Source organism: Nocardia sp. NPDC052001 (assembly GCF_040680615.1).
Taxonomy (GTDB): Bacteria; Actinomycetota; Actinomycetes; order Mycobacteriales; family Mycobacteriaceae; genus Nocardia.
This window is the reverse complement of sequence record NZ_JBFAXC010000002.1, coordinates 795181-807500: the sequence shown is the minus strand read 5'-3', so window position 1 is coordinate 807500 and position 12320 is coordinate 795181. Positions and strand designations below refer to the sequence as shown.

The window sequence follows — 12320 nt, the reverse complement described above, 5'->3', positions numbered from 1 at the left end:
CGAAATCGGTTATGCGGAGTCTTCGGCGGGCAGTGTTTCGGCGGGGGCGGCCAGGTAGGTGAGCAGGCCGGGGCGGCGGGGGTCGAGAACGATGGTCTGCTTCTTGATGTGCCGGGTGACCGCGGGGGTGAGGAAGTAGCGGGGCCAGCTGGTGCGGGCTATCGCGATGCGCAGGCGGTGGCCGGTGCGCAGCAGGGCTTCTGTGGGGGTGATATCGATGTCGAGGTCATGTGGCACACCGGGTTTCACCGGCAGGATGGTGTCGGCGGTGAGGGGGTGCGCGGGGTGCAGGAGTTCGCCGTTGCGGTAGTCGCTGGCGGTGTCGTCGATGGCGCGGCGGGTGGAGCGCAGGGCACCGCGCGCGATGACGGCCGAGGTGCCGTCGGGGGCGACATCGCAGACGGTGACGGCCCAGAAGGCGTCGGTGCCGCTCGCCATGACGCGCAGGTGCAGGTTCAACGGTCCCGAGAGCACGTGATCGGTGTCGAATGCCGCACCGGTGAAGGTGACGGCGGCGGCTTCGTGGCCGCGGTCGTCCACGGCCCAGTGATCGCCGAGCAGGGTGGGCAGGCCCATCAGAATCCAGCTGCTGGTTTGGGAGGCGATGCCGGGGCGCTTGCGGGGCAAGGGGATTCGCCCCGGGAGTCGATCGGGTTCGGTGCGCAGGGAGCCGTCGACGGCGGCGTGCGGGGCCGTACCGCTGGGTTCGGCGGACAGGTAGCGGCGGTGCACGGTGGCCCGCGGGTGCGGAAAGGCATCACGGCTGATCCAGCCGCCGCCGAGCTGGCGGACGGTGACGGGTCCGTAGTCGTCTATACCGTTGTCGATGCCTTTGACCCAGCGGTCGAAGAAGGCGCATTGCAGTTCGTCGAGGCGTTGCGGGTGGTCGGCGGAGCCGAATCCGGTGCCGGGGCCGACGTGATAGCTGTCCTCGACCACGAGTTGGGCCGCGCCGGGCGGTAATTGGAGGCGCTGATAGAGCGCGGGCGCGGAGCGGACGAAGACGTCATGCCAGCCCGCGTGGATCCAGGTGGCGGCGGCGAAGTTCTCCAGGTTGGGGCGGCGGCCGTCGGCGTCGGCGTCGTAGAAGTGCTGATGGTGCCTATCCGAGAGCAGGGCTCCGGCGATATCGGAGCCCCGGGTGAAGGGGCTGGCGAGCCGGTCGCGCAGGAATCGGCCGGTGGCACCGGTCTTCACGAGTCCGGGCACCGAGGGCAGCCATTTCATACCGTTGACGGCGGCGATCCAGGCCAGGTTGAAGGTGGATTGGGTGCCGCCGGTGAGCATGATGTCGCGGGTGGGGTCTTCCGAACCGACCAGTGCGAATACGGCTTTGAGCCCGTCGGGGCGGTGTCCGGCGGTTTGCAGGGCGGTGATGGCGAGGTAGGAGATGCCGGTCATGGCGAGGTCGCCGTCGCACCAGGGTTGGCGGCGCACCCAGTCCAGGACTTCGAGGTGGTCCTGTTGTTCGCGTTCGGACATGAGTTGCAGTCGGCCGGTGGAGGTTCCGGTGCCGCGCACGTCGACCGCGACGTGGACGTAGCCGCGGGAGATGAGGGTTCGGTTGGCGCGCACGGCTTCCAGGGCTCCCCCGCCGAGGGCGCGCAGCATTTCCCGGCCGCCCGCACGCCCGTGTGCGGAGGGCGGGACGGCACGGTAGATGAGCGGGCCGAGCGCGGAGACGGCGTTGATGAGCGGGTTGGCCCGGGTCACCAGGGTTTTGTTGTAGGGGCTCAGGGTGATGACCGCGGGCAGGGCGGAGGTGACCGCTTCCCCGTGCCGGTCCGCCGGGCGGGTGATGTCGGCGGAGAGAATCGTGCCGTCGCTCAGGCGGATTCCCACGCCGCGCTCGATCCGGATGCGCGGGTACAGGGCGGGACCGAGCTTGAAGCGCGCGTTGGGCGGCAGGGGCGCACCGCTCGCGGGCAGCGCGGTCGACAGATTCCGGGGATGCGCCATGGTCGGCTCCTTTGCCGATGCGGCCCGCCACCACGCGAGCACGTTGTCTCAGACAGTAGCTCCCGAACGGTGGTGCTGTCATTGGGCCGAACGCTCCGAAACACGGCCCGCCACTTGTGCATTCCGCCAAACGCGACTACAGCGCGCGAATCACCCGGGCCGGATTGCCCGCCGCGAATACCTTCTCGGGCAGGTCGCGGGTCACCACGCTGCCCGCGCCCACCACCGTGTTCGCGCCGATGGTGACACCCGGGCAGACGATCACTCCGCCGCCCATCCAGACATTGTCGCCAATGGTGATGGGGGCGGCGGTTTCCCAGCGTTGCCGGCGCAGTTCGTGATCCTCCATGGGGTGCAGGGCGGTCAGCAGTTGGGCGCGCGGGCCGATGGAGACGTCATCGCCGATGGTGACGGGGGCGCAATCGAGGATGATGGCGTCGTAGTTGAGGAAGCTGTTGGAGCCCAAGCGGATCAGATGCCCGTAATCGCATTGGAAGCGCGGCATGATCCAGGAGCCCTCGCCTATGGACCCGAGCAGTTCGGTCAGCAGGGTGTAGCGCCGCCGGTCCTCCCCCGCCGCCGTGGCATTGAAGGTGTCGAGCAGCTCTTGGCAGTGGCGGCGCTCGGCGATCAGTTCGGGATCGTTATCGCGGTAGAGCTCACCGCGCAGCATGCGGTCTTTGTGTTCACCCACGACATCCATCCCTACCGCAGTCAGCGTCCGGGGACCGCGCGGTACGGTCGGACACGACGGGAGCTGTGTCCGAGTGCACTGGCGGAGGTGCGGCGTGGTCGCTTCGAATGTCGACGAATACATCGCGGGATTCCCGGCCGAGACGCGGGAGGTGCTCGAACGGGTGCGGGCGACCATACGGGAGGCGCTGCCCGAGGGCACCGAGGTGATCAGCTATCAGATTCCGGCCCTGCGGGTGGACTCGAAGGTCGTGGTGTTCTTCGCCGGGTGGAAGAAGCACATCAGCGTGTACCCGGTGCCCGTCGGGGACACCGCCTACGCGCGCGCGATCGAGCCGTATCAGACCGGCCGGGGCACGCTGAAGTTCTTGCTGGACAAGCCGATTCCGTATGAGTTGATCGGGCAGACCGCCGCGCTGCTGCATGCCGAGCGCGGCGGTCACTGAACCGGATCAGCGAGCCCGCGCGCGGGACAGGTTCCAGCCGCGCCAGGAATCGTTGTCGATTCCGGAGCGAATCGCGTCGGCGATCTTGTCGCGCTGCGCGGCGGGCAGGCGGTCCACCGCGGGCAGTGCGTCGGCGGACAGGCCGCTCAGATATCCGCTGTCCAGGCGATGTGAGGACTCCCAGCGATCGATATTGCGGTCGGCGATGAAACGCTCGGGATTCACCACCGCCAGCGCCAGCAGGGTGAGCGCGGCCGCACCGATCGCCGCGCGCGGCACCCACTCCCGCGACAGCCGCACCAGGCTCGCCAGCACCAGGATGTAGATCAGCGCGATCCAGAGTTCGAACACCTCCACCAGCACACGCAGCACGGTGAAGCCGTACGCCTGCTGATAGGTCCACATGCGATGCAGCGCCGAAGCCACGATCACCATGGTCAGTACGCTCACCGCGGACACCGCCACGCGCAGCCACAACCGGTCGCTCGGCGTGCGCTGTGCGGCGGTGCGCTGCACGATCGCGATCACCCCGAGGGTGAGCAGGCTGACGATCGACAATTGCCAGAAGCCATTGCGCGCGTATTCGGCGTAGGTGAGATCGGCGGTGCGCTGCACGTAGCCGTCCCCACCGAACAACACCGCCAACTGGGTGCCGACGAACACCGCGAACAGCACCGTCAGCGCGCCGAGCGGCAGACCCCATTCGGCTTTGGAGAAGCGTCGGACACCTTGCGCGCCAACGGTATCGGGACCGGAGAGCAGATCATCGAGCACCTCACCGGCCACCGAATCGCCCCGCGCGGCAGGCGGCGGTCCCGCCAGCAGGTACAGCGCGCCCGCCACGCCCAGCCCCGCTAGCACGAACAAGAACCCCCACGACCACACATCGGCCGGATCGAGCGAAGGGATCAGACCCGAGACCAATCGCGCGAAGACCGCGTCCGCTCCCGCCAGCAATGGCACGAACACCACCAGCAGTCCGAGCGTGACCAGCACCGACCAGCCCGCCCGGCGACTCCCCGCGCGCCGTGCGGACTCCCGCCGGCCCGCCCATCGATACAGCCACGGCAGTGCGGTCAATGCCCCGTACGGGACAGCCAGCACATCGAAGATCGTCCCGTAGGCCGTGCGCCGCCCCACCACCGCGAGCGATGCCGCCATCGCCGCGCCCAGCAGGCACAGCACGAACAACCAGTTCGCCGCCCGGAACGTCCCGACCGCCACCAGCAACACAGCCAGCAGCACCCACCACATACGAGCCGACCGCAACACCCGATCCGCCGGCCATCCGCCGATCACGGGCATCCGGCTCCATATCCCGGCAGGCTGCGGCGAGTCCCCGTGCGAGACGCCGGGATTCTCCTGCGACACTCCCCGGTTCGCAGCATCTCCGACACTCTCGCGCGACGCTCCGGAGCTGGCGTGTCCGGAATTCTGTTGCGGCGCAGCAGTGTTCGCGGCACCGCCGGACGCACCCGTCGGATCGACAGCAGCAGCGTTCGTGGCACCGCCGGACGCACCCGTCGGATCGGCACTCGAATCCGGTACCGCGGCACGCGCCTCCGATGCCGTATTCGACACCGACTCTCGCGCATCGGGACTGGCCTCCTCCGCGGCCGCCTCTCGCCGTGCCCGCCGATCCACCGCGTACACCGCACCACCGGATGCGAGCACCGCGAACAGCCATCCGATCCCGGGCCGATCCAGCGGCACACACACCGCCGCGGCCACGCCCGCCCCCGCAATCGCGGTGAACGTCCCGCGCGGCATCGGAATCACCGCGGACCTGGGCGGCCGCTGCACCGGCGGAACACGCCGCGGATACAACAGCGCCTCGGTTCCGGACATACCCCACGACGCTCCCGGAGCAGCGCCCATCTCACCCGCCACGGGAATCCGCCATCCGGGCGCGGCGGCCGCCGCATCCCAATAGGTCCCCGGATCCACCGCAGGAACGGCCCCCGGGTGCGCAGTGTGCGACGGCCGACCCCACGCGGCCGTGTCCCCTTGCGCAAACCCCTTCGAGCCTGCGGACACGAAATCGGAGACGGGCGCGACCGAATCCGGCGCGGTGGGCACGGGATTCGGGGTCGGAACGGCGGACGGTTTGGGCCGGGCCCAGTTCGAGTTCACCGGCGGTGCACCAGCATTGGCAGGCCGCGCATCCGTTCCACCGTCCGCGCCCTCCCGATCGCCCTCGGTGGGTACGGCCCCGGGAACCGCTCCTGCGGCTGCCTCGGCACCGGAGTCCGGGGTGGCCGGATCGGCGTCTGCCGGTTCACTCATGTCGCCGATGCTCTGTGGTTCAGGGTGCTCCGCTGACGGAACATCGGCGGGGGCATCGGTATTCGCGCCAGATGACTCGGCATTCGCGCCAGGTGACGCGAATGGGGCGGTGGCGGGAGGCGCAGACGCGGCGGTGTTGGCAGACGCGGGTGGAGTGTCGGCGGGATCCGGGGTCGGGTCGGCGGGGGTGGGTTTGTCTGGCATTCGGGTGCCTCCGATGGGCGTGCGGTACCCGCCCGGGCACCGTGGGTGATCCGGGTGGGTGGTGAATGGAGTTGGGTGGAAACGGTGTGCGGGTGGGTCGGATGGGCGCGGCCGGAGGTGCCGGGTGGCGCGGTGGGTCAGGGGTTGGGGAGGGTGAGGCGGATGCGGGAGCCGGGGGGCGCGACGGCGATGGTGCCGCCGTGCAGTTCGACTATCCAGCGGGCGATGGCCAGGCCCAGGCCGGTGCCGCCGCCGTTGGTGCGTCCGCCGCGGGTGAAGCGTTCGAAGGCGCGGGCGCGGTCGGCGGGCGGGATGCCCGGGCCGTCGTCCTCGACCTCGATGACGGTGTGATCGCGCAGGGCGTGGGCGGTGACGCGGACCTCGCCGTGGGCCGGACCGTGCCGGGTGGCGTTGTCCAGCAGGTTGAGCAGGACCTGGTGCAGGCGGGCGCGATCGGCGTGCACGGTCAGGCCGGGGGTGGCGGCGATGGTGAAGCGGACGGGCCGGTCCACCGCGGCGGCCATGACCTCGGCTTCGGCGACAACGTCTTTCAGCAGCGGTTCGAGGGGTAGCGCTTCGCGATCCAGGGAGACCGCGCCCGCTTCGACGCTCGACAGCGCGAGCAGTTCGGTGACCAGCAGGCTCAGGCGTTCGGTCTGAGCCAGGGCGGTACGCAGCGTCTCCGGATCCGGTTCGGCGACCCCGTCCACCAGGTTCTCCAGCACCACACCCAAAGCCGTTATGGGAGTGCGCAATTCATGGGAGACATTGGCGATGAAATCGCGGCGCTGCTGATCGGCGGCGGCCAGATCGGCGGCCATCTGATTGAACGCCTCCGCCAGCTGCCCCACCTCATCACGGGAGGTGGCGCGCACCCGGCGCGAATAATCGCCCTGCGCCATGCGTTTGGCGGCCGCGGTCATCTGCCGCAGCGGCAGCGTCATCCCGTGCGCGAGCACCTGGGACAGCACCAGCGCCAGCAGCATGGAGGCCACCGTGGTCTTGGGTGGCAGCCAGCCGATGCGCAGTGCGAAGAACGCGAACGCCACCGCACCCGAGCACACCATCACGATGGCGAGTTTGAGTTTGATCGAGCGCATGCGATCCAGTGGCCGCGGTAATCGCGCCGATAACCAGTCCGCGCGCTCACGCATGGTCGTACCGCTGTCCATCACACCTCCCCCTGTTCGCGCGGCGTCGACCGCCGCACCGCGCACCCCCCGTGCCCGGATCATCGTGCCTCGAGCGCGTAACCGACGCCGTGCACGGTACGAATCAGATCCGAGCCGAGCTTGCGGCGCAAGGCTTTTATGTGACTGTCTACCGCGCGGGTGCCGGACGCGTCGGGCCAGCCCCAGATTTCCGAGAGCAGCCGATCGCGGGCCAGCACCGCGCGCGGGCGGCGCGCCAGATGCACGAGCAGCTCGAATTCCAGTGGTGTGAGCTGGGTTTCGGCCTCGGCCCGCCATACGCGACGCTGATCGGTATCGATGCGCAGATCACCGACGACGATGGTGGCCCCCGGGGTGGCGGTGCGCTCCACCCGGCGCAGCAGGGCGTGAATGCGCGCGGTGAGCACGCGCAGCGAGAACGGTTTGGTCAGATAGTCGTCCGCGCCGACCCCGAGCCCGATCAGCACATCGGTCTCATCGGTGCGGGCGGTGAGCATGAGCACCGGCACGGGCCGATGCGCCTGAATCCGACGGCACACCTCGAGCCCGTCGAAGCCGGGCAGCATCACATCGAGCACCACCAGATCCGGCAGCAGTGATGCCGCGGCGGCCACCGCGGCCGGACCGTCATGCGCCAGCTCCACAGTGAACCCCTCGGCGCGCAGCCGGGCCGCGATCGATTCGGCGATGGTCGGCTCATCCTCGACCACGAGAATCCGCCGCGCACTGCCCTGCTGGATCGATTCCATGGAGGTGACATTAGGCAGTGCGCGTGGAGATGGTTCGCACCGCTTGTGAAGATCCTGTGGAGACCCCCGTCACCGGCCGCGCGAGCGGGGCGAACCGGGCATCGGAAAGTCCGGCCTGGACACCGGTTCTGATACGACCGGTCGTAGTATGACCGGGTGCACTCACCGACGGATCACACCGCGCGCCTGCGCGGCGCTGCCGTCGGGGCCGCCTCGGGAGCCGTCGCCCTCTTCGCGCACGGGCTCGGCGGCGGAACCACCGCGCCCGCGGGCTCCGCGCTGGCACTGCTGTTCGCGGCCTGCGCGCTGATCGGGGTGATCGTGGCCTCGGTGCGACCGCGCTACGGGCTCACCTCGCTGATGGGGATGCTGGCCGCCGGGCAGGGTATCGGGCATATCGCACTGTCGATGTCACCCGGGCATCACCATCACGCGGCATCTCCGAGCATGCTGACCGCGCATCTGATCGCGATCCCGGTCGGGGCCATGGCGATTCGCGCCGCCGAAGCCGGTATGCGACGCGCGGTCACCAGCGTGCGGCGATTCATTCTCACCCTCGGTCTCGCACCCGTACCGGCGGAGCGGACCGCACGCACCACCTCCACAGATGAGCGAGCCACTGTCCGGCTGCTGCTGGTGAGTCCCGGAATCGCGCGGCGCGGGCCACCCGCGCGGGCGCGTCTTCTCTCTCACCTCGCCCCGGCGTAGCAGCATTCTTCGCGGGCGCATCATGCGGTGTTCCGGCATCGTGCGCCTGCGCACCCCGCAGCACCCGCCCACGGGTAGCCGACCGTCGTTCCGACCGTTCGCGCCCCCGGGTAGGCCGTTCGCACAACCGCTTTCGGTGTTCGCACGTTTCGGGTCGAATCTTCCGCCGCTTTCTCATCGAACGGAGTATTTGGTGTCCGTATCTGCCGCAGGCCGCGCGCCGCGTATCGCCCGCCGCCTCACCGCCATCGCCGCCATCTCGGCCCTGGCCGTTTTCCCCGTCGCCTGTTCCTCCGATTCCGGATCGAGCACCTCCACCGGTAAGGCCGCGGACAAGGTGACCATCAAGGATCAGTGGATCAAGGCCGCCGACAGCGGTATGTCCGCCGCGTTCGGCACCCTCGAGAATTCCAGTGATCACCCCGTCCAGCTGGTGGCCGCGTCCAGTCCGGCCTCGGCGCGGGTGGAGATCCACGAGGTCGTCGCCGATGCCGCCGGTGGCGATAAGACCATGCGCCCCAAGGAAGGCGGGCTCGCCATCCCCGCGCACGGATCGGCCACGCTAAAGCCCGGCGCGGAACATCTGATGTTCATGGATTTGAAGCAGCCGCTGCGCACCGGTTCGGACACCGCCATCACCCTGGTGTTCTCCGATGGCTCCAGCACCACCGTCACCGCGCAGGTGCGTGATTTCGCCGGCGGTAAGGAGAATTACGCACCCGCCTCCGGCGACAACTCCGCGCACGGTGGCTGAGCGGGCACAGCCGCCGCACCCGTCCCGCGTGACCCGGCGGCGTTTACTCGGCGGCGGGGCCGCGGTGGCGGGTGTCGCGGGCGCGGCCGGCATCGGCTGGGGCGCGGCCTCGGCCACCCATCGCGAACACGATCGCGATCCCGGACTCGAGACGGTGCCGTTCCACGGCCAGCATCAGGCCGGAATCGCCACGGACGCACCGGCTTCGGCCGCGTTCGTGGGCTTCGACCTGAACCCGGGGCTCGATCGCGAGGACATTATCGGACTGCTGAAGATCTGGACCGATGACGCGGCCCGGCTCACCCAGGGCATTCCGGCGCTCGCCGATACCGAACCGGAATTGGCGCAACGCCCGGCGCGGCTGACCGTGACGGTCGGCTTCGGGCCGGAACTGTTCACCGTGGCCGGACTCGACGCCGAACGACCGGCCTGGCTGAAACAGTTGCCACCGTTCAAGATCGATCAATTGGATCCGGCGTACACCGGCGCGGACCTGCTGTTGCAGATCTGCGCCGAGGAGCCGACCACGGTCGCGCACGCGGTGCGGGTGCTGTCCAAACATGTGAAATCGCTGGTGCGGGTGCGCTGGGTGCAGCGCGGGTTCCGCAACGCCCCCAAGGGGCAGACCATGCGCAATCTCATGGGCCAGGTGGACGGGACGGTCAATATCGCCCCGGGCACAGTCGATTTCGATCGGCTCATCTGGGATGACGGGGCCGCGCGACCGTGGCTGGCGGGCGGCACCTCCCTGGTGCTGCGCCGCATCGCCATGAAGCTCGACACCTGGGATGAACTCGATGCCGACGGGCGGGCCATCACCATGGGGCGGCGCGACAGCAACGGCGCACCGCTCACCGGGACCACCGAATTCGACGAACCCGATTTCGCCAAGGTGGACCAGTACGGCATTCCGGTGATCCCGCCGTCCTCGCATATCGCTCGCGCGCATCACGCGCACGACACCGAGCGATTCCTGCGCCGCGGCTACAACTACGACGATGCACCCGCCCCCGGGCAGGTGTCGAATTCGGGATTGTTGTTCGCGGCCTTCCAACGCGATGTCGACGCCCAGTATCTGCCGGTACAGGCCCGCCTCGCGGAGTTCGACGCCCTGAACCAATGGACCACACCCGTCGGTTCGGCCGTCTTCGTCATCCCGCCCGGCGTGCCCGCACCGGGCGGATACCTCGGCCAGCAGCTCTTCGACGCCGCCGCGCGGCAACGCTGACCCGGTCGGCCGGACCGCACTGAGGGGCGGTCCGGCCGCATGGTCAGCATCCGATTGGCAATCGCAAGTCGAGGACGCGGCGTACGCTCAGCTGACCAGCAATACCGTGCCGGAAGGTCGCGTCATGTCAGCCGATGACAGTGTGTTCACGGGGGTCGTGGCGAAGTTCTACGAGACCTATCTGGTGCCATTGATATTCGAGCCGTACGCATTGCCCGCCGTGCGACTGCTTTCCGCACCGGATATCTCCGAGGTATTGGAGATCGCGGCGGGCACCGGTGTGGTCACCCGGGCGCTGGCACGCGAATTGGCGGCCGGAACAGCCATTGTGGCAACCGATCTCAATCAGGCCATGCTGGACCAGGCCGCGGCGATCGGCACCGCGCGACCGGTCCGATGGCAGCGGGCCGATGCCCAGGCACTCCCCTTTCCGGATGCGAGTTTCGATGCGGTGGTGTGCCAATTCGGTGCGATGTTCTTTCCCGACCGGACCGGGGCGTACGCCGAAGCGCGCCGGGTACTGCGGCCGGGCGGACAGTTCGTCTTCAGCACCTGGGATCGCATCGAGGTCAATGAATTCGCCGATACGGTCATCACCGCGATGGCGTCGATATTCCCGGAGGATCCACCGCGATTTCTCGCACGCACACCGCACGGGTATCACGAAATATCCGCCATCACCGCGGATTTGGCGCGAGCGGGATTCACCGATCCGCGCATCGGCACGGTCACCGCGCGCAGTCGGGCCGAATCGGCGCGCATTCCGGCCCTGGCCTACTGTCACGGCACTCCACTGCGCGATGAGATCGAAGCCCGGGGCGAGCTGGATGTCGCGACCGCGGCGGCCGAGCGCGCGTTGACCGAGCGATTCGGGACCGGTGTGGTGGACGGGATGATCCGGGCGCATCTCATCAGCGTTGGCCGGTAATTCGCTGTTCTAGGGTGAGCGCATGACCGTGTTGCGTTCGATCGCGCTGTTCGCACTGGCCGCCGTCGCCGAAATCGGTGGGGGCTGGCTCATTTGGCAGGGGGTGCGGGAGCATCGCGGGTGGGCGTGGATGGGGGCGGGGGTTATCGCGCTGGGGTGCTACGGGTTTGTGGCGACGCTGCAACCGGATGCGAATTTCGGGCGGATTCTGGCGGCCTACGGCGGAGTGTTCGTGGCCGGATCACTGCTGTGGGCCATGGTTTTGGACGGATTCCGGCCGGACCGCTGGGATGTGATCGGCGCGCTGGTGTGCCTGGTGGGTGTCGCGGTCATCATGTATGCGCCACGCTCCACGTGAAACAACCGTTGACCTGCGCGCATTCGTGCATTTCGTGCAAAATCGCAGTCTGCGAAGGACATTCGGGTTTCGCGCCGGTCAGCGCGATGCCGAGGATCGTTTCACGCGAATGCGTTCAGCGCGTTGATGATCCGATGAGCAGATCGATGAGGGTGCGCGCGGTCGGAATCGCGGAGTCGTCGCCGAGCCGGGCGGCGGTATTGGCCGCGGACACCAGCGCGTCGAACTGGAAGGCGAGGGCGTGCGGATCGTGCCCGAGCGCGTAGCCCTGCTCCTGCGCGCGACCGATCTCCTTCTCCAACAGGGCGAACCAGTCCGCGCGATCGGCGGCGAGCGCATCGCGCACCGGGCCCGGGCGACTGTCGAATTCCGAGAGTCCGGCTACCCGGAAGCAACCGCCCGGCAGCACCGGTTCACCGATGTAGACGAACCAGTTGTCCAGTAGTGCGCGCAGGCGGTCGATACCCCCGGGGACCGAGAGCGCGGACCGCACCACATGATCGATGAATACCTCGCGGGCGGATTCGACCGCGGCCAGTTGCAGATTCTCCTTGGTGCCGAACAGCGTCGCCACACCGCTCTTGCTCACCCCGAGATCGGTGGCGAGCCGCCCGAGACTCAACCCGGTCAGCCCCTCCACGGAGGCGACATCGGCGGCGTGCCGGGCGATGGAGGCGCGGGCGCGCGCTCCCTTCAGCAGGCGCTGATCGGAAATCTGCTGTTCAGCGGGGTGCACGGGCTCATCCATTCTTCCAGTCTCGCACTAACTCTTGCTTAAACGCACGATCGGTCGTACTTTTCAACAATACGAACGATCGTGCGTAAAGTTTTGATC

General features: G+C 68.6%; 12 protein-coding genes. 6 read left to right on the top strand and 6 right to left on the bottom strand.

Annotated elements, in window-relative coordinates; translation table 11 throughout:
- Positions 1-9: 9 nt before the first annotated feature.
- Positions 10-1959 carry a CocE/NonD family hydrolase gene (locus tag AB0L82_RS11960; RefSeq protein WP_364634145.1) on the bottom strand — a complete coding sequence of 650 codons (1950 nt, stop codon included), beginning with the start codon at positions 1957-1959 and terminating at the stop codon, positions 10-12.
- Positions 1960-2095: 136 nt separating this feature from the next.
- Positions 2096-2653 (bottom strand): sugar O-acetyltransferase, encoded by a 558-nt coding sequence (locus AB0L82_RS11955; protein ID WP_364634143.1) that lies wholly within the window; start codon positions 2651-2653, stop codon positions 2096-2098.
- A gap of 94 nt (positions 2654-2747) precedes the next feature.
- Between AB0L82_RS11955 and AB0L82_RS11950 the strand changes: the two genes are divergently transcribed.
- Positions 2748-3098, top strand: a complete 351-nt coding sequence (locus AB0L82_RS11950) for a DUF1801 domain-containing protein (protein WP_364634141.1) — start codon at positions 2748-2750, stop codon at positions 3096-3098.
- Between the two features lie 6 nt (positions 3099-3104).
- Here AB0L82_RS11950 and AB0L82_RS11945 read toward each other — a convergent pair whose 3' ends face one another.
- From AB0L82_RS11945 to AB0L82_RS11935, 3 genes are all read right to left on the bottom strand, one after another.
- Positions 3105-5384 carry a DUF4153 domain-containing protein gene (locus tag AB0L82_RS11945; protein WP_364634139.1) on the bottom strand — a complete coding sequence of 760 codons (2280 nt, stop codon included), beginning with the start codon at positions 5382-5384 and terminating at the stop codon, positions 3105-3107.
- Positions 5385-5725: 341 nt separating this feature from the next.
- Positions 5726-6760 (bottom strand): ATP-binding protein, encoded by a 1035-nt coding sequence (locus tag AB0L82_RS11940; protein ID WP_364634137.1) that lies wholly within the window; start codon positions 6758-6760, stop codon positions 5726-5728.
- A 59-nt stretch (positions 6761-6819) separates the two neighbouring features.
- The gene (locus AB0L82_RS11935) at positions 6820-7509 is read right to left on the bottom strand and encodes a response regulator transcription factor (protein ID WP_364634135.1); all 690 of its coding nucleotides are present in this window, start codon (positions 7507-7509) and stop codon (positions 6820-6822) included.
- Between the two features lie 156 nt (positions 7510-7665).
- Here AB0L82_RS11935 and AB0L82_RS11930 point away from each other — a divergent pair, with 156 nt between their 5' ends.
- The 5 genes from AB0L82_RS11930 (at position 7666) to AB0L82_RS11910 (ending at position 11485) form a co-directional block, all read left to right on the top strand.
- Entirely contained in the window at positions 7666-8217 is a 552-nt protein-coding gene (locus AB0L82_RS11930; protein WP_364634134.1) for a hypothetical protein, read from the top strand.
- Between the two features lie 193 nt (positions 8218-8410).
- Positions 8411-8971, top strand: a complete 561-nt coding sequence (locus AB0L82_RS11925) for a copper chaperone PCu(A)C (protein WP_364634132.1) — start codon at positions 8411-8413, stop codon at positions 8969-8971.
- A complete protein-coding gene (locus AB0L82_RS11920) occupies positions 8964-10199 on the top strand; it encodes a Dyp-type peroxidase (RefSeq protein ID WP_364634130.1) in 1236 nt (411 codons plus the stop codon). The genes AB0L82_RS11925 and AB0L82_RS11920 overlap by 8 nt, the downstream gene beginning before the upstream one ends.
- A gap of 124 nt (positions 10200-10323) precedes the next feature.
- Positions 10324-11127, top strand: a complete 804-nt coding sequence (locus tag AB0L82_RS11915) for a class I SAM-dependent methyltransferase (RefSeq protein WP_364634129.1) — start codon at positions 10324-10326, stop codon at positions 11125-11127.
- 22 nt (positions 11128-11149) lie between these two features.
- On the top strand, positions 11150-11485 hold the full coding sequence (locus AB0L82_RS11910) for a YnfA family protein (protein ID WP_364634127.1): 336 nt from the start codon (positions 11150-11152) through the stop codon (positions 11483-11485).
- 115 nt (positions 11486-11600) lie between these two features.
- Here the strand turns inward: AB0L82_RS11910 and AB0L82_RS11905 are convergent, their stop codons facing one another.
- A complete protein-coding gene (locus AB0L82_RS11905; RefSeq protein WP_364634126.1) occupies positions 11601-12233 on the bottom strand; it encodes a TetR/AcrR family transcriptional regulator in 633 nt (210 codons plus the stop codon).
- Positions 12234-12320 lie beyond the last annotated feature (87 nt).